We start from the raw sequence: 18,081 nt of genomic DNA on the forward strand, positions 1-18,081 counted from the left end.
ACCGCAGAGTGTGGGCGACTGGCCGGAAGGGACGTCATCGGCGTGGCCCGGCGCCAATGATAACCGGTCTGTCGGCGGCCTTTGGACGCTTGCCCGCCGGACTGGAACGCGCCGCCATCAGGCAGTCGATAAAACATTGCGCCGCCGGTGTGGGCGGCGAATCGGCCCGCGTCAGAATCGATACGCGGGCGGCGGGCAGCTCGTGCGAGAGCGGCATCATGCGCAGGGGCCGGGGCATCAGTTGATGGTCGAACAAGGCGCGCACAAAGATGCCCAGCGCATCGCTTTCGGCCATGATGGCCAACGCAATGGCGATGGACTGGCACGGGATGACGTCGCGCGGCGGCGGCAAACCATGCGCGTCGAACGCCAGGCGCAGCAGGTTCGACGGCGCTTGGATATTGCCCGGCAGCAGCCACAGCGCGCCGTGCAGGTCGGCCAGGCTGCGCGCATGGCGCAAGGGGTGGCCGGCGCGTGCGCCAATCGCCATCGGCAGCGTGAACAGGGTGCGGCGCGCGAAGCCGTCTTCGATGTCGCCGTCGTACTCGGTTTGCACGAGCAGGTCGTAGCGGCCCGATTCCAGTTGCTCGTGGCTATAGGGCGGGGCGACTTCGTTGAACGACACGGCCACGCGCGGCATGCGCGCGCGAAACGCCATCAACGCGGCGGGCAGCGCGGTCAGCGCCGACGAACTGATGGCCAGATTCAACGTGCCGCCTTCGCCGTCCAGCATCTGGCCGATCTCTTCCTGCGCGCGCCGCGTCTCTTGCAGGATGATGACGGCGCGTTTGTACAGCGCTTCACCGTAAGTGGTGAGCTCGACCCCGCGTGCGCTGCGGCGCACGAGCTCCGCGCCGACGCTTTGCTCCAGGTCGCGCAGGCTGCGCGTGGCGGCGGGCTGGGTCACGAACAGGGCGCGCGCCGCGGCGCGGATGCTGCGGTGTTCGGCAATCAAGACAAAGGCGCGCAACTGGCGCAGGTTCATGGGCGAGGTCTCAAGACGGGGTCGGACGTAGCCGCAGCCGTGGCTGCGGCCAGAGATAGGGCCGGGTGGTGGACCACGGGTCAGCGAACTGGGGGGATATAAGAAAAAGGTTTCACTGGAACAAAAATACTGTCTTTTCCTTATCGTGCGCCATCCGTATATTCATCCAGTCAGGGCGGCCACAGCGTCCGGTTCACGGACCGGCCGCCCGGAAAAACGGACATCAAGGGGAAAACATGTCTATCGCCATTGCCGCCGCGCCTGGCCGGCAGGATTTGCATTCGAGCGCCATGCGCCGGCGCGTGATCGCCGGCACCACCATTGGCAACGCGCTGGAATTCTTCGACTTCACCGTCTTCACGTTCCTGATGCTGGTGATCGGGCCGCTGTTCTTTCCGGCCGCCTCGGGGTACGGCCAGCTGCTGCTCACCACCGCCACGTTCGGTGTGGGCTTTCTGATGCGCCCGGTGGGCGGCATGCTGATTGGTTCCTATGCTGACCGCCACGGCCGCCGCGCCGCCATGACCTTGACGTTGTGGCTGATGGGGCTGGGCTGTGCGCTGATTGCTGCCGCGCCCACGTACGCCCAGATGGGCGTCGCCGGCCCGGTGCTGATGGTGCTGGCGCGGCTGATTCAGGGCTTTGCCGCAGGCGGCGAAGTCGGTGCGTCCACCACCTTGCTGGTGGAGCACGCGCCCGCGGACAAGCGCGGGTTTTATTCCAGCTGGCAGTTCGGCAGCCAGTCGCTGGGCGTGATGCTGGGCGCGCTGACGGTGGCGCTGCTGACGGCGGCGCTCAGCAAGGAACAGATGCAGGCCTGGGGCTGGCGCGTGCCGTTCGTGATCGGCATTCTGACCGTGCCGGTGGGCGCGTACATCCGCCGCAATCTGGAAGAGACGCTGGAGCCTGCGAAAACCTCCACATCCTCGCAGAACCCGCACACTCCGCGCACCCCGCACCCCTCGGCGCCCTCGCCAGCCACGGCACAACACCAGCCGCTGCGTTTGGTCTTTGCCGAACACAAGGCGCAAATCGTCAAAGGCATTTTGCTGGTGATCGGCGGCATGGTGTGCGCGCAAATCATCGGCTTCTACATGCCGGCCTATGCCAATAAGGAATTGGGCCTGCCCGCCACCTCCACGCTGTTTGCCAGCGTGGTGCTGGGCGCCATCGGCTTTGTCATCGCGCCATTTGTCGGCATGCTGGCCGATCGCGTGGGGCGCAAGAAGGTCATCTTCTGGTCGCGCGCCGCCACGGTGTGCGCCTTGCTGCCGTGCTTTCAATGGCTGGTATCCGCACCCAGCACCGAACGGCTGATGACGGTGATTGCGCTGCTGGCCGTTCTGCTGGCGCTACAGACCGCACCCGTCATCACGATGTTGCCCGAACTCTTTCCCAAGGCCGTGCGCACGACGGGGATGTCGGTCGTGTATGGTCTGGGCATCTCGGTCTTTGGCGGCTTCGCCCAGTTCTTCGTGACCTGGCTGCTGCACGTCACCGGCAATCCCATGGCGCCTGCCTGGTACTTGATGGTGACGGTGACGCTTTCCACCGTGGTGCTGTTCTGGATTCAGGACCGCACCGGCCACGTCATCGATACGCAGGAGCCATGATGCCCAGCAGCACGAGTTACTTCCCCCGCAGCTACGCCGAGTCCCGCGACCGCTTCCTGGCCGACGCTGCGCGTTTGGGCGCCGCCGTCGAGTCCTACCCCATTTCGGACGTGGGCAGCGAGGGCGAAGCCCTGGCCACCGACGTGGCGCTGCTGGGCGCGCCGGACGCGCAACGGCTGCTGATCATGACGTCGGCGACGCACGGCGTGGAAGGGTTCTGCGGCGCGGGCTGCCAGTTTTCGCTGATGGATGACGCCGCGATGATCAAGCGCGCGGCACAAGCCGGCGTGGCTTTGCTGCTGGTGCACGCAGTGAATCCGTATGGCTTCTCGTGGATGGCGCGCACCGATGAAGGCAACGTCGACCTGAACCGCAACGCCCAGCCCTTTGACGGCACGCCGCTGCCCACAAACCCGGGCTATGCCGCGCTGCATCCGCTGCTGTTGCCCGCGGAATGGCCACCTTCCGAAAGCAACCAGCGCGACATCGCGCGCTACGTCGCCGAGCACGGGCAGCCCGCCTTCGCGCAGGCCGTGTCGCGTGGCCAGTACACGCACGCCGACGGGCTGTTCTACGGCGGCGCGCGCCCGGAGGCGTCGCTGTTGAACCTGCGCCGCATCCTGGAAACGCACGCAAGCCGCTACGCGCACATCGGCTGGATCGACGTGCATACCGGCTTGGGTCCGCGCGGCCACGGCGAAAAAATCTACGCAGGGCGGCGCAACGACGCGGAAGTCGCGCGCGCGCGGCAGTGGTGGGGCGCGGATATTGCGGTGCCGTATCAGGGCAGCTCGGCGTCGGTGGACATCACCGGGCATCTGGCCGGCTTGATCTATCAAGCGTGCCCCGATGCCTCGCCCACGCTGATGGCGCTGGAATACGGCACGGTGCCGTTCGATGACATCGTGCTGGCGCTGCGCGGCCGCAACTGGCTGCGGGCGAATCCCGATGCGCCGCCTGCATTGCGGCGCGACATCCTGCAAGCCACGCAAGACGCGTTCTATTGCCACGCGTATGACTGGCACGGCATGGTGCTGGGGCAAAGCCGGGTCGCGGTGCTGCAAGCGTTGTGCGGCTTGGAAGCGGCGAAGTAACGCCCGTGTTTTGATCGCGCAGCAACCCGGTTCAACAACCCGGTTCAACACCCCGGGTTGCACCTATCTAAGGTGCTGCACTGCGGCAGGTTGCACCTGTTTTCGCTTGATTTCAGGGATTACCCGCGAGTTGCAAAGCGCGTGGGTTATCCCTAGTTGAGCCGAGCAGCAACCCATAGATATGCTTCGGTTAACCAAGTGAACCGAAGAGTTCCAGGAGGAGTTTCAAACCGAGCCGGCACCTCGCTGACAAGGAATCTGGATTTGCATAGCGCGCCTCCTTTGGACCCGGCCGTTGCGGCCACCCGGGTTACGCCCATCCGCGTGATCCCGTGGGCAACGTGGCTGCACCGGGTCTTCGTCGTCCTGATGTATGCGTTCATGCTCTGCCCCATCGTGCTGGTGGTTTGGCTGAGCTTCTTCAAGGACGCCATCCTCTACTTCCCCCCGTCCGGCTACACGCTGTCCTGGTACGTGAAAGCGTGGCAGAACCCCGCGTTCGCCAATGGTTTTCTGTTCAGCCTGCAAGTGTCGCTGGTGGCCGCCGCCATTGGCGTCGTGATGGGCGTGCTGGCCGCCGTCGGCATCGCGCGCTACCGCTTCCAGGGCAGCAAGGGCGTCAATACGCTGCTGTTGTCGCCGCTGCTGATTCCCGGCATCGTGGCGGGCGTGGGCATCTACCTGTTCTACCTGCGCGCTGAAGAGGTGCTGGACCAAGACATCATCGGCACCTTTGGCGGGCTCGTCATTGCGCACGTCTGCCTGACGATTCCCTGGACCGTGCGTTTGGTCACGGCCGGCATGGCCGGGCTGGACGGCTCCATCGAGGAAGCCGCGCGCAACCTGGGGGCAAGCGCACCGGTGGCCTTTCTGCGTGTGACCTTGCCCATGCTGCGCCCGTCGATTGTGGCCGCGGCGCTGTTCAGTTTCGTGGTGTCGTTCGAAAACCTGGAGCTGTCGCTGTCGCTGGTGGGGCCGGGCCGCACCACGCTGCCGATCGCCATCATGCAGTACCTGGAATTCAATCTGGACCCGACCATCGCTTCGGTGGCATCGGTGCAAATCTTGCTGTTGGGGATCATCATGCTTGTGACCGACCGCTACGTGAAACTCAGTCAGGTGGTGTAAGAAATGGCGAAGGTCTCAATCGAGAATATCCGCAAGCAATTCGGCTCGGCGGTGGCGGTATCCGACTTTTCCCTGGAGATCGCGGAAGGCGAGCTGGTGACGTTCCTGGGCCCCAGCGGCTGCGGCAAGACCACCACGCTGCGCATGATCGCCGGCTTCATCACCCCCACCGCAGGCCGCATCCGCATTGGCGACACCGACGTCACCCGGCTGCCCGTGCACAAGCGCGATACCGGCATGGTGTTCCAGCGCTATGCGCTGTTTCCCCACATGACGGTGGCCGAGAACGTGGCCTTCGGGCTGGAGATGCACAAGGTGCCCAAGGCCGATCGCGACGCCAAGATCCGCCGCGTGCTGGACATGGTGCGCATGACCGAACTGCGTGACCGCTATCCGCGCCAGCTGTCCGGCGGCCAGCAACAGCGTGTGGCGATTGCGCGCGCGCTGGCAATCGAACCCAAAGTCTTTTTGCTTGACGAGCCCTTGTCCAACCTGGACGCCAAGCTGCGGCTGGAAGTGCGCGAAGAGATCCGATCCTTGCAGCAGCGTCTTGGCCTGACAACCGTGTTCGTCACGCACGACCAGGAAGAAGCGCTGGCCATCGCCGACCGCATGGCCATCATGCATGACGGCATCGTGCAGCAGGTGGGCGCACCCGACACGCTGTACGAGCGCCCCGCCAATCTTTTCGTGGCCGACTTCCTGGGCAAGATGAACGTCTTCACGGGCCGGGGCCAGGCCGACAACCAGTTTCACACCGACGCGGGCCAGCGTATCGCCACGCCGGGCGGCGCGGGGGCAACGCACGTGGGCGTGCGGCCGGAACGCGTGCGGCTGTCCGAGCAGCCTTCGGGCGGCAACGCCTTGGCGGGCGTGGTGGAATCGTCGTTGTATCTGGGATCGGTGCTGGAAGTGCGCGTGCAGCTGGAAGGCGGCAACCGCATGATCAGCCAGGTCGTCAATGGTGGCGCAAGCCGCGCGCAACCGGCGCCGGGCGCGCGCGTGTACGCGTGCTTCGAGCCCGAAGACTGCGTGGCCTTCACGCAATAGGAGCCGCCATGACGACTGCAACACAAGACGGGCGGCCCAGCCGGTGGCTGGGGCCGGGGCTGGCGTTTCCAGCGTCGCTGGTGGTGCTGGTGATCATCCTGGTCCCCATTCTGCAACTGGCGCGCTACAGCTTCAATCATTTCGATCCGGCGGAGCTGATGCAAACCGCCTTCACCTTCGAAAACTACGCCAAGTTTTTCGGCGACCCGTACTACCGCGATATCTTCTTCACGACGCTCTGGGTGGCCGCGCTGTGCACCGTGCTGGCGCTGGTGCTGGGCTTTCCGGTGGCGTACTTCCTGGCGCGCACGCAAAGCAAATACAAGAGCCTGTTCGTGATTCTGCTGGTGTTCCCGCTGATGGTGGGCAACGTGGTGCGTGCGGCGGGCTGGATGGTGGCGCTGGGCAACGCGGGCGTGGTGAACGCGGTGTTGTTGGGGCTGGGGCTGGTGGATAAACCCATCACGCTGATGTACACGCCCACGGCGGTTGTCATCGGCACTACCGCCGTCGTCATGCCCTACCTGATCCTCACCTTGCAAAGCGTGCTGGAAGGCATGGACCTGTCGGTAGAAGAAGCCGCCCGCAACGTCGGCGCGAATTTCTTCACGACGTTTCGCCGCATTGTGCTGCCCATTGCCGCGCCCGGCGTGGCGGCGGGCACGATGCTGGTGTTCATCTTGTGCATGAACGCTTACGCCACGCCAGTGCTGCTGGGCGGCTCCGGCCTGACGATGATGGCGCCCGCGCTCTATGACCAGATCACGCGCGCATCGAACTGGCCGTTTGGCGCGGCGCTGGCCGTCATTCTGGTCTGCGGCACGCTGGTCATTGCACTGATTTCGAATTGGCTGATTCATCGGCGCTACATCAAGACCATGGCGTCTTGACCCGACTCCCCCTCAAGGAATATTCATGGCATCCGTATTGTTCAAGAACGCGAACCTGCTTGATCCCTTGCAGGCCGACCTGCTGGAAGGCCACCACGTGCTGGTCGAGGACGGCGTCATCAAGGAAGTGTCAGACAAGCCCATTACCAGCGCGTCCGCGCAGGTCATCGACGCGGCGGGCCGCACGCTCATGCCCGGCCTGATCGATCTGCACGTACACGTGCTGGCCACGCAGCTGAACCTGAGCACGCAAGGCGTGTTGCCCGACGCGCTGGTGATGATGCGCGCCGTGCCCATCATGGCGGCGATGCTGCGCCGGGGTTTCACCACCGTGCGTGACGCGGGCGGCGCGGGCTGGGGCCTGAAGTGCGCCGTCAACGAAGGCACGGTGAAGGGGCCGCGCCTGTTCATCTCGGGCCGCGCCATCAGCCAGACGGGCGGCCATGGCGACCCGCGTCCCCGTTCCGACCATCTGCGTCCGATGAGCTTCTGCGGCTGCTGCTTCCGCGCGGGCGACATCGGCCGCGTGGCCGACGGCATCGACGACGTGCGCAAAGCCGTGCGCCAGGAACTGCAAATGGGCGCGGACCAGATCAAGATGATGGCCTCGGGTGGCGTCGCATCGCCCACCGACCCCATCGCGTCCTATGGCTATTCGGAAGAAGAAAATCGCGTCATCGTCGAAGAAGCCGCCAGCCGTCAGACTTACGTGATGGCGCACTCTTACACCGCCGACGCCATCGAACGCGCCATCCGCAACGGCGTGCGCACGATTGAACACGGCAATCTGGTGGATGAGCGCGTGGCGCGCTTCATGGCCGAGAAGGGCGCGTTTGTCGTGCCCACGCTGGTGACCTACGAAGCCCTGGCCAACGAAGGCGCCGACTACGGCCTGCCGCCCGACTCGGTCGCAAAGATCGCCACGGTGCGCACCGCGGGCCTGCATTCGCTGGAAATCTACAAGAAGGCGGGCGTGAAGATCGGCTATGGCTCGGACTTGCTCGGCCCGTCGCAACGCCTGCAAAGCGATGAGTTCCGCATTCGCAACGAAGTCTTGTCCGCGCAGGAAGTCATTCAGTGCGCCACAACAACTGCGGCCGAAGTGCTGAACCAGGTCGGCCAGCTGGGCCGCATTCAGCCGGGCGCCTTGGCGGACGTGCTGCTGGTGGACGGCAACCCGTACCGCGACTTGTCCTGCCTGTTGGGGCAGGGCGAACATCTGGCGCTGATCATGAAGGGCGGCGTCATCGAACATAACGGGCTGGGGGTGTAAGCGCCATGAGCGATCCCACGTTTTCACAGTCGGAAGTCGGTGAGGAATCCCGCGACGTCAACGCCGCCAAGGGCTGGCATCCGCCGACGGCGCCGGTGTCGCGCGACCGCGGGCTGGGGCCGTTTCCCCGGCTGATCCTGCGCGGCGCGACGATCATCGATGGCACGGGCGCTCCGCCTTGGGGGCCGGTCGACATCGTGATCGAAAACGAACGCATCACCGCACTGGTCAACGTGGGTACGCCGCACAAGGCCATCGACCCCAAACGCCGCCCGGGTCCGGGCGACCACGAAATCGATTGCCACGGCAAGTTCGTCACCCCCGGTTTTGTGGATGCGCACGCGCACATCGGCACGCCGTATCACGCCATGAGCGGCATCGTGCCGCCCGCCGACTACATCTACAAACTGTGGCTGGCGCACGGCGTGACCACGGTGCGCGAGATGGGCGCGATGGGCGGGCTGGGCTGGACGCTGGAGCAGCGCGAGCTTTCCGCCGCCAACAAGATCGCCGCGCCGCGCATGATCGTGCATAGCGTATTCCCCGCCGTGAACGACCGCGTCAAAACCATCCACACGCCGGAGCAGGGCCGCGAATGGGTGCGCAAGCTGGCCGCGCGCGGCGCCGACGGTATCAAGTTCTTTGGGGCGCCGCCCGCCATCATGGAAGCCGCGCTGGACGAAGCCGCGCAACAGGGCCTGCGCTCGGGCTGCCACCATGCGCAGATGGCCGTCACACGCGTGAACGCGTTGAAGTCCGCGCGCTGGGGGCTGACCAGTTCCGAACACTATTACGGCCTGCCCGAAGCGTTGTTCGAAGACCGCGTGGTGCAGTCCTTTCCCACCGACTACAACTACAGCGACGAGTACTACCGCTTCGCCGTCGCCGGCCAGACCTTCATGCAGGCCGCCCAACCGGGCTCGGCCAAGTGGCGCCAGGTCATGGACCAATTCCTGGAACTCGGCCACACCTTCGTCCCCACCTTCAACATCTACGACGCCAACCGCGACCTGATGCGCGCGCGCCGCGCCGACTGGCACGACGACTACACGTGGAAGGCGGTGTGGAAGTACTTCCAGCCGCAGCGCGGCGGGCACGGCGCGTACTGGTATCGCTGGAGCACCACCAACGAGATCGAGTGGAAGCAGAACTACCGCTTGTGGATGCAATTCATCAACGAATACAAAAACCTGGGCGGCCGCGTATGCGCCGGCAGCGATTCCGGTTTCATCTTCCAGATTTACGGCTTTGGCTTTGTGCGTGAACTGGAACTGCTGCAAGAGGCCGGCTTCCACCCCATTGAAGTGCTGCGCGCGGCCACGTCGCAAAGCGCCGCGTTGCTGGGCATTGATGACGACACCGGCTCCATCGACGTGCAAAAGTGCGCCGACCTGCTGATTCACGATCAAAACCCGCTGACCGATTTCAAGCTGCTGTTCGGCACCGGCGCCATGCGCCTGAACGACGACACGGCCAAGGTTGAATGGCAGCGCTGCCTGCGCACCACCATCAAGTCGGGCGTGGTGTACGACACCGCCGAGCTGCTGGCGGACGTGCGCAAGATGGTCAAGGACAGCTGGGCGGAAGACCCCGATGGCGAGCGTCCTCCCGTTGGTGGGTCACCCGGTGGTTCGCTTGCCGGTTCACCCTGCGACAGCGCCGACGAGGCCGCTTGATATGGCCGTCGACCTGTTCCTCTTGTGCGGTTTTCTGGGCAGCGGCAAGACCACGCTGCTGGTGGATTACCTGCGCGATCCGTCGTCGCGCGATACGGGCGTGATCGTCAACGAGGCGGGTGAGATTGGTGTGGACGGCGCCATCGTCGCCAATGACAGCGACAACGTGCCGATGACGCTGATGGCCAACGGCTGCGTGTGCTGCTCGTTGCGCAGCGACCTGGTCTATACCTTGAGCGCCTTGCTGGACGCGCCGCGCCCCGAAGGCGCGGGGCCATTGCAGCGCGTGATCCTGGAATGCAGCGGCCTATCGCGGCCCGGCCCCATCATTGCGTCGCTGGCCGATCCTGAACTGGCCAGCCGGGGGCTGCGGCTGACGGTCGTCTGCACCGATGATTGCGCGCGCGATCCCGATGCGCTGGCCGAGATGGACGAGGCCATGGCGCAGTTCGGCGCGGCGCATCGCATCGTGCTGACGAAGACCGATCTTTTACCGGCCTTCGCGCTTGAAGGCCGCGCCGCGCGCGCTGCCGCGTTGAACCCGCTGGCGCTTGTCATCGCCGACCCTGACCGCAGCCGTGCCGTGCAAGCCGCTTTCGCGCCGTCGCAAGGCGTGGCGGACCTGGCGGGGCTGGCCGCGCGCATGCTGATCGCGGGTGGCTCCGGCAAAGGCGCTGGCCACACCGCCGCGCACCCCCGCATCCGCGTCATGGCGGCGCGCGCCCGCGAGGGCATCAGCTGGACGGACTTTTCAGAATGGCTGGATAACCTGGCCGGCTTGTGCGGCGAACGCCTCCTGCGGGTGAAAGCCGTGGTACGCGTGACCGAATGCGCCGAGCCCATCCTGATCCAGTCGGTGGGCACCACCTTCAGCGCGCCGCAGCGGTTGACGCGTCAACCCGATGCGCGCGATGCCATCATCGTCATCGCGCGCGATATCGAGGTGCACGACATCCGCGCGTCCGCGCCCGATGCGCCGGTCGAGATGCTGGCCTGAATTTTTTTAGAAACCCGGGCGCGCGGCGGGCACAGCCGCCTGCGCACCCGCACCGTAGCAAGTCGTCAGTCCCCCTTCGATACGAGGTTGTTATGCAAGAGAAAAACCTGACTCGCCGTGGCTTCATCAAGACCGCCTCTGGCCTGGCGCTGGCACCTGCGCTGGGCTGGGTGCCGGGCATGGCGCACGCCGCTGAAAAAGAACTCGTCGTGGGCACGTGGGGCGGCGATTACCAAAACCTGCTGCAACAGATCATCAACCCCATCGTCGAGAAAAAGGGCGTGAAGGTCGTGTACGACACCGGCAACGCGGTGGGCCGCGTCACCAAGCTGCGCGCCGAGAAGAACTCGCGTCGCGGCAGCATGGACGTGGCGCTGCTGGGCGAAGTCGACATGTACGACGCCGAACGCTCCGGCACGCTGGAACCCATCGATGTAAAGAAGTTGCCGAATCTGGCGCACGCCATTGCCGCGCTGAAAACGCCGTACTCGATTCCGCACATCTTCAGCGCGATGACGCTCGTCTACAACACCGAAAAATTCCCCACGCCGCCTGATTCGCTGGAAGTGCTGCTGGACCCGAAGTGGAAGGGCCAGGTGGGCTTCTCCGACATTCTGTACCTGTACAACGCCGTCTTCGTCGGCCTGGGCGCGGGTGGCGACACCAAGACGTTTGATGGCGGCAAGCGCTTCCTGGCGAAGCTAAAGCCCAACGCGCCGCGCATCTATCCGTCCAACGAGGCCGTGGCGTCGGCATTCAAATCCGGCGAAATCGCCATCGCCTGCATGTGGAAAGCCCGCGCCCTGCAATGGAAAGACAGCGGCCTGCCGCTGGGCTTTGTGATCCCGAAGGAAGGCTCGGTGCCGGTGTCGTTCGAAGCGGGTGTGGCCAAGAACAGCCGCAACAAGGACGCGGCCTGGGAATACCTGAACGCCATGCTCGACCCGCAAGGCCAGATCGGCTTCGCCGAAAAAATGGGCTACGCGCCAACCGTGACCAACGCAACGCTGCCGGAAAACCTGAAGCGCGTGGGCTTCACCGAAGCCGAAGTGAAGCTCTTGCATGCCTACGACCTGAAGGGCCTGACCGAAGGCAAAGCCGACATGCTGGAATTCTGGAACAAGGAATTCAAGGCGGGTTGATGAGCTAGGCGGATTGATTCTGGCGGATTGATTCAGGCTGGGCGGATTGATTCAGACTGCATTTTTTTGGGTGTCAGACTGCAATTGTTCGAGAGTTGACTCAGACTGCATTTTTTCCATTTTTTAAGGTGTCAGACTGCAATTCTTATGCACGTATGCTGCGAAATTGCAGTCTGATTCCAATGAAAAATAGCAGTCGAAAAATTGGAGTCAGACTCCAATAAAAAATTGCAGTCTGACTCCAGATAAACGTGTAGCTCCTGCCGCGCGCCGATCAGCCCCGGCGCGCCGCCTCGATCTTCGCGACGTCGATCTTGCCCATCGTCATCATGGCTTCGAAGACGCGCTTGGCGGCCGCGCGGTCAGCGCCCGTGTACGCCTCGGTCAGCACACGCGGCGTGATCTGCCACGACAAGCCCCACTTATCCTTGCACCAGCCACAATCACTTTCCTGGCCGCCGTTCTCGACAATGGCGTTCCACAAGCGGTCGGTCTCTGCTTGATCGTCGGTGGCGACCTGAAATGAAAACGACTCGTTGTGCTGAAACGCCGGACCGCCATTCAGGCCCAGACACGGTATGCCCATCACGGTGAATTGCACCGTCAGCACTTCGCCTTCCTTGCCTGAGGGATAGTCGGACGGCGCTTTGTGAACCGCGTCCACGGAGCTATTGGGGAACGTCTTCGCGTAAAACTGCGCGGCCTCCAGCGCGGTGCCATCGAACCAGAGGCAAATCGTGTTCTTGGGAATCATCGGGGGTCTCCTCGTGAGTTACCCGCCGTCGCCGACGCCCGAACAACCGGCGCAAATCGCGTAAACGGGTTTTCGTATTGACGAGGATACCCGCTTCAATTCGCGATATCTGCGTCGTCAAAGCTCGGTTTCAAATGTCACGCTTTTGCCGAAAGCCCCTTGCGATAATGATGAAATGTTATATCATTCGTCAGCGATTTGTAATGATATAACATCCGAGAGAACGTAGATGAAAGGCAAGAAGCTGGGGTTCAACAAGGGAAGCCGCAACGTGACGGGGGGCCGCAAGCCGCGTGGGGGCAGTCTGAAACCGCTGGTCTGCTCGTTGATGCTGATTGCGCCGGTGGCGCAGGCCGAGACGGAAACCGATCCGCAACGGGCGAAAACGCTGGCGCCCATTACCGTGTCCGCCAATCCCTTGGGGTTGGACTTGAACAGCACCACGCTGCCCGCTTCTGTGTTGGAGGGCGACGCGCTGATTGAGCAGCGCACTGGCACGCTGGGTGAAACCCTGAAGAATCTGCCGGGCGTGAATAGCGACACATTTGGCGGCGGCGCAAGCCGACCGGTGATCCGGGGTCAAAGCGCACCGCGCGTGAAGGTGCTGTCTGATGGGTCCGAAGTGATGGACGCTTCCAGCATTTCCCCTGATCACGCGGTGACGGTGGAACCGCTGCTGGCCGAGCGCATTGAAGTGCTGCGCGGCCCCGCGACCTTGCTCTACGGCGGCGGCGCGATTGGTGGCGTGGTGAACGTGGTGGACAAGAAGATTCCGACCGCGGTGCCGGAAAAGGGCATCGAGGCCGAAGCCGAATTGCGCGGCGCGACGGGCACCAAGGAACGTTCAGGCGCGGTGGGCATCACGGCGGGCGAAGGTCAGTTCGCCGTGCGCGTTGAAGGCATGAAGCGGCGCACCAGCGATTACGACGTGCCCGATTGGCCGGGCGGCAAGCTTGAAGGCTCGTACAGCGAATCCACGCAGGGCTCCGTCGGCATGTCGTGGATCACCCCGCGCGGTTACGTCGGCCTGGCGTTCACGCATCTGGAAAGCAAGTACGGCTTGCCGGGACACAACCACGAATACGAAGGCTGCCACCCGCACGGCACGCACCTGCATTGCGGCGGCCACGACCATGATCACGAAGAAGAAGGCCACGACCACGATCATGATCACGAACACGGCGGCGCGCCGTACGTGAAGCTGCGCAGCAACCGCCTGGATCTGCGCGCCGAATATCAAGACCCGTTCGCCGGCTTTGAAAAGATCCGCGTGCGCGGTGGCCTGACTGACTATCAGCACGACGAGATCGAAGGCGGCGAAGTTGGCACGCGCTTCAAGAACAAGGGCTACGACCTGCGCGTGGAATTGCAGCACAAGCCGATCGCCGGCTGGCGCGGCGTGGTGGGTTTGCAGAACGCCTACAGCGATTTTCGCGCCGAAGGCGAAGAGGCCTTTTTGCCGCGCAGCCGCACGCGTTCGAACGGCTTGTTCGTGCTCGAGGAATATCAGCTGAACGACTGGCGTTTTGAAGTGGGCGCGCGTCAGGACTGGCAGCGCATTTCACCGGAAGGCGGCGCGCCGCGCAGCAGCTTGTCTGGCACGTCCTTGTCGGCCGCAGCCATCTGGGACTTCGCGCCGCAGTACTCGGTGGCGCTGTCGCTGTCGCGTTCGCAACGCCTGCCCAACGCGCAAGAGCTTTACGCTGATGGCGTACACCTGGCCACCAACACCTACGAACTCGGCAACGCCGACCTGGGCCGTGAAACGTCACACAACATTGACCTGACCTTGCGCAAGCATTCGGGCGACACCACGTTCTCGGCCAGCGTGTTCCACAACCGCGTGAAGAACTATATCTACGCCAATACGCTGGACCGCTACGAAGACTTCCGCCTGATCGAATACACGCAACGCGACGCAGAATTCACGGGCGTGGAAGGCGAGCTTCGCCACCAGTTCACCCCGGTGTTCTCGGCCGCCGTGTTCGGCGACTACGTGCGCGGCAAGCTGACGGGCGGCGACGGCAACTTGCCGCGCATTCCGGCAGCGCGCGCGGGTGTGCGCGGGAATGTGAAGTGGGATCAATGGTCGGGCGGTGTGGAATACGCACGCGTGTTCTCGCAAAAAGACATCGCATCGTATGAAGACAGCACGCCGGGCTACAACCTGGTCAACGCCGTGGTCGCTTACCGCGGCCGCTACGGCGAGACGGGCTACGAAGTCTATCTGCGCGGCACCAACCTGCTGAACAAACTGGCCTACAACCACGCGTCGTTTATCTCATCGGTGGCGCCGCTGCCCGGCCGCAGCGTGATGCTGGGCGTGCGACTGACGTACTGACAAGGGTAGGGCGTGGCGGCAAGACGCGACGCCTGCAAGAACCACGCCGGGGCCTTTGTGCCCCGGCGTTTTTATTGTTGCGCCGCGCCATGATCCTGGACCGCGCGGCGGTGTGCTAAGTTGCCGGGATGCCGCCCGGTACGGAGCCCCGCCATGCTGAAATTCGCCGCCAATCTGTCGATGATGTATCAGGAACACGCGTTCCTGGACCGCTATGCCGCCGCCGCCTCTGACGGCTATACCGGTGTGGAATGCATGTTCCCGTATGAAGAACCCGCCGCCTTCGTGCGTGAACGCATGGACGCGGCCGGCGTGTCGCAGGTGCTGTTCAACGCGCCGCCGGGCGTGGCAAGCCAGGGTGATCGCGGGCTGGCCGCATTGCCGGGACGGCAGTCGGAATTTCGCGCGGGCGTTGAGCAGGCGCTGGCGTACGCCACCACGCTGTCCTGCTCGAATGTTCACGTGATGGCGGGCATTGCGCCCGCTGATGCCTCGCGCCAGACCTTGCTGGATTGCTACTACGAGAATCTGGACTGGGCCGCGCGCCAGGCGCGGACGGTGGGCGTCACAGTTCTGATCGAACCCATCAACACCCGCGACATCCCCGGATATTTCCTGAACCGCCAAGACGATGCGCATGCGATCGTGCAGGCGGTGAACGCGTCCAATCTGAAAGTGCAGATGGACCTTTATCATTGCCAGATCGTCGAGGGCGATGTCACCACCAAGCTGCGGGAATATTTGCCGACCGGCCGCGTCGGGCATTTGCAGATTGCGGGTGTGCCGCTGCGTCAGGAACCGGATCGCGGCGAACTCGATTACGGCTGGGTATTCAGCGTGCTGCGCGAGCTGGAATACGCCGGTTGGATCGGCTGCGAATACCGGCCGGCCGGTTCCACCTCGGCCGGTTTGCGATGGCTGAACGCCGCGCGCGCCTGATGCGGTTCATCAAAAAATAAGTCCAGGAAATCTGACATGACCCGAAGTTTGTTGCCGCGCGTTGCGGCGCTTGCGTTGTCCCGTGCCTTGTCTCGCACGGTGTCTCGCGCCTTGATGGCCGTTGCGTTGACGGGCGCCGCCGCGGCCGCCTGCGCGGCGGAATATCCCGATCATCCCATCCGTTGGTTGGTGCCGTTCAGTGCGGGCGGTGGCAGCGATATCGCCACCCGCATCGTCGCCAAGCATGTGGGCGAATCGCTGGGGCAGCCGATCGTCGTTGAAAACCGTCCCGGTGCGGCCACCATCGTCGCGGCCCAAGAGACCGCGCGCGCCGCGCCCGATGGCTACACGCTGATGACGGCGGGCATGAGCACGCTGGCGCTGAACCCGTGGCTGTACAAGCAGCTGCCGTACGCCGCGGGCCGAGATTTCACGCCGGTCTCGACGCTGGTGTCCTTGCCGATCGTGCTGGTGACGTCCCCGGGTTCCGACCTGACTGATCTGCCCGCCGTCATGCACTATCTGCGCAGCGCGCAGCCGGGCAGTTATGCGTCGCTGGGCGTGGGCAGCCCGCATCATCTGGCGATGGAATTGTTCCTGGAATCCATTGGCGGCCGCGCCACCGCGATTCCGTACAAGGGCACGCCGCCCGCGTTGCAGGATGTGGCTTCGGGGGTCGTGCCGCTGATGATGGCCGACTTGGCCGCCGCGCGTCCGCTGATTCAGGCGGGCAAGCTGCGTGCGATTGCGGTGCCCGCCGCAAAGCGCTCCGCGCAGTTACCCGACGTGCCGACGTTCGCCGAAGCGGGCGGGCACACGTTTGAAGCTGCGGCGTGGCAAGCCGTCGTGGCGCCGGCCGGTACGCCCGCACCCATCGTCGACAAGCTCAGCCGTGCGATTGTTGCCGCGTTGAAGTCGCCCGATGTGGTCAAGCAGCTGACCCTGCAAGGCATGGAACCCACGGGCAGCACGCCACGGGAATTCGCGGCGTTCACGCGCGAGGAATACGAGCGCTGGGGCGCGGTGATCCGCCATAAGGGCATTTCGGCGGAGTAACGCCAGGCCTGGTTGGCAAGTGGCGCTGGCGCGATATCCAGACGCGCAACCCCGGCGCCTAGTCCGGCAGTTAAGCCAAGCCGTCAAACCCCGGCGCCTAGTCCGGCAGTTAAGGCAAGCCGTCAAACCCCGGCGCCTGGTCCAGCGATCAAGCCAAGCCGTCAGACCCCGGCGCTTAATCCCGCGCCGTCGCGCCTGCGCGTTTCTTCCCGCGTTGCGCCGACGCCGCGCGCTTTTTTCCACGCTGCGCCGTTGCCGCGCAACCGGCCGATGCAATGACGATGCCGCAGATGGCCAGCCATTGCGTCTGGCTCAGATGTTCGTTCAACACGATGACGCCGGCCAGCGCGCCCATCGCGGGTTCCATGCTGAGCAGCACGCCAAACGTTTTTTGCGGCAAGCGCCGCAACGCCACCATTTCCAGCGAGTACGGCAGCGCGCTGGACAGGATGCCCACGCCGATGCCGGCCAAAATCAGCTTCGGGTCCAGCAAGGCCATGCCCGCATGCGCCGCGCCGACGGGCAGCGCGACCATGGCGGCCGCCAGCAGGCCCAGCGATGTCGCCTGGCCGCCGTGCACATTGCCGGCCATCTTGCCAAAGATGATGTACAGCGCCCAACACACCGCGGCAGCCAAGGCATAGGCAATGCCAGTGGGGTCCAGGTCATGGACGGATTGGCCGGTGGGAATCAGCAGCACCAAGCCGGCCAGCGCACAGGCGATCCACAAGAAGTCGATCGCGCGCCGCGATAGCACCACCGCCAACGTCAGCGGCCCGGTGAATTCGATGGCGATGGCCACCCCCAGCGGCAGCGTTTGCAACGCCATATAGAAGAGCAGGTTCATGCATGCCAGCGTCACCCCGTACAGCGCGATCTTGCCGGCGTTTTGACGGGTCAGCGGGAACCGCCACGGGCGCCAGAACGCAATCAGGATGATGGCGCCGATGACGATGCGATACGCCGTCGTGCCTTGCGCACCCACTTCGGGGAACAGCGACTTGGCAAACGACGTGCCGATGCACAAAGACGCCATCGCGCCGATCAGCGACAGCGTGGGGAGCAGGGTGGAGGCCGAGGCGTTTTGCCCGGAGTTCAAGGTGGCGGCGGTCATGGAAGCGGGGTGAAGCTCAAAACGTTGGG

The 18,081-nt window shown here is 64.3% G+C and carries 15 protein-coding genes; 12 read left to right on the forward strand and 3 right to left on the reverse strand.

Annotated elements, in window-relative coordinates:
* Positions 1-34 precede the first annotated feature (34 nt).
* A complete protein-coding gene (locus AC1DB0_RS20985; RefSeq protein WP_175171588.1) occupies positions 35-985 on the reverse strand; it encodes a LysR substrate-binding domain-containing protein in 951 nt (316 codons plus the stop codon).
* A 236-nt stretch (positions 986-1,221) separates the two neighbouring features.
* Between AC1DB0_RS20985 and AC1DB0_RS20990 the strand changes: the two genes are divergently transcribed.
* The 9 genes from AC1DB0_RS20990 (at position 1,222) to AC1DB0_RS21030 (ending at position 11,848) form a co-directional block, all read left to right on the forward strand.
* Positions 1,222-2,598, forward strand: coding sequence for an MFS transporter (locus AC1DB0_RS20990; RefSeq protein ID WP_476757551.1), 1,377 nt, complete (start codon positions 1,222-1,224; stop codon positions 2,596-2,598).
* The gene (locus tag AC1DB0_RS20995) at positions 2,595-3,692 is read left to right on the forward strand and encodes a M14 family metallopeptidase (protein ID WP_476757552.1); all 1,098 of its coding nucleotides are present in this window, start codon (positions 2,595-2,597) and stop codon (positions 3,690-3,692) included. Before AC1DB0_RS20990 ends, AC1DB0_RS20995 begins: the two co-directional genes overlap by 4 nt.
* Positions 3,693-3,956: 264 nt before the next feature.
* Positions 3,957-4,820 carry an ABC transporter permease gene (locus tag AC1DB0_RS21000; protein ID WP_054426971.1) on the forward strand — a complete coding sequence of 288 codons (864 nt, stop codon included), beginning with the start codon at positions 3,957-3,959 and terminating at the stop codon, positions 4,818-4,820.
* Between the two features lie 3 nt (positions 4,821-4,823).
* The gene (locus AC1DB0_RS21005) at positions 4,824-5,870 is read left to right on the forward strand and encodes an ABC transporter ATP-binding protein (RefSeq protein ID WP_441372259.1); all 1,047 of its coding nucleotides are present in this window, start codon (positions 4,824-4,826) and stop codon (positions 5,868-5,870) included.
* Positions 5,871-5,878: 8 nt separating this feature from the next.
* Entirely contained in the window at positions 5,879-6,760 is an 882-nt protein-coding gene (locus AC1DB0_RS21010) for an ABC transporter permease (protein WP_054426973.1), read from the forward strand.
* Positions 6,761-6,785: 25 nt separating this feature from the next.
* A complete protein-coding gene (locus AC1DB0_RS21015; RefSeq protein ID WP_476758730.1) occupies positions 6,786-8,033 on the forward strand; it encodes a metal-dependent hydrolase family protein in 1,248 nt (415 codons plus the stop codon).
* 5 nt (positions 8,034-8,038) lie between these two features.
* Positions 8,039-9,709: an amidohydrolase family protein gene (locus AC1DB0_RS21020; protein ID WP_476757553.1), complete on the forward strand. Its 1,671-nt coding sequence runs from the start codon at positions 8,039-8,041 to the stop codon at positions 9,707-9,709.
* Between the two features lies 1 nt (position 9,710).
* Positions 9,711-10,706 carry a CobW family GTP-binding protein gene (locus tag AC1DB0_RS21025; protein WP_476757554.1) on the forward strand — a complete coding sequence of 332 codons (996 nt, stop codon included), beginning with the start codon at positions 9,711-9,713 and terminating at the stop codon, positions 10,704-10,706.
* Between the two features lie 92 nt (positions 10,707-10,798).
* Positions 10,799-11,848, forward strand: coding sequence for an ABC transporter substrate-binding protein (locus AC1DB0_RS21030; protein WP_441372262.1), 1,050 nt, complete (start codon positions 10,799-10,801; stop codon positions 11,846-11,848).
* Between the two features lie 274 nt (positions 11,849-12,122).
* On the opposite strand, the gene AC1DB0_RS21035 is transcribed toward AC1DB0_RS21030, so the two are convergent.
* The gene (locus AC1DB0_RS21035) at positions 12,123-12,602 is read right to left on the reverse strand and encodes a VOC family protein (protein ID WP_054426978.1); all 480 of its coding nucleotides are present in this window, start codon (positions 12,600-12,602) and stop codon (positions 12,123-12,125) included.
* A gap of 328 nt (positions 12,603-12,930) precedes the next feature.
* Between AC1DB0_RS21035 and AC1DB0_RS21040 the strand changes: the two genes are divergently transcribed.
* From AC1DB0_RS21040 to AC1DB0_RS21050, 3 genes are all read left to right on the forward strand, one after another.
* Complete coding sequence (locus AC1DB0_RS21040; protein ID WP_476757599.1) at positions 12,931-14,943, forward strand: TonB-dependent receptor domain-containing protein; 2,013 nt, start codon at positions 12,931-12,933, stop codon at positions 14,941-14,943.
* Positions 14,944-15,096: 153 nt separating this feature from the next.
* On the forward strand, positions 15,097-15,882 hold the full coding sequence (gene otnI, locus AC1DB0_RS21045) for a 2-oxo-tetronate isomerase (RefSeq protein ID WP_447982743.1): 786 nt from the start codon (positions 15,097-15,099) through the stop codon (positions 15,880-15,882).
* A 36-nt stretch (positions 15,883-15,918) separates the two neighbouring features.
* Positions 15,919-16,938 (forward strand): Bug family tripartite tricarboxylate transporter substrate binding protein, encoded by a 1,020-nt coding sequence (locus AC1DB0_RS21050; protein WP_054426995.1) that lies wholly within the window; start codon positions 15,919-15,921, stop codon positions 16,936-16,938.
* Between the two features lie 175 nt (positions 16,939-17,113).
* Here AC1DB0_RS21050 and AC1DB0_RS21055 read toward each other — a convergent pair whose 3' ends face one another.
* Positions 17,114-18,052, reverse strand: a complete 939-nt coding sequence (locus AC1DB0_RS21055) for an EamA family transporter (protein WP_054426996.1) — start codon at positions 18,050-18,052, stop codon at positions 17,114-17,116.
* Positions 18,053-18,081: the final 29 nt, after the last annotated feature.

Source organism: Achromobacter sp. 10T422 (assembly GCF_056394065.1).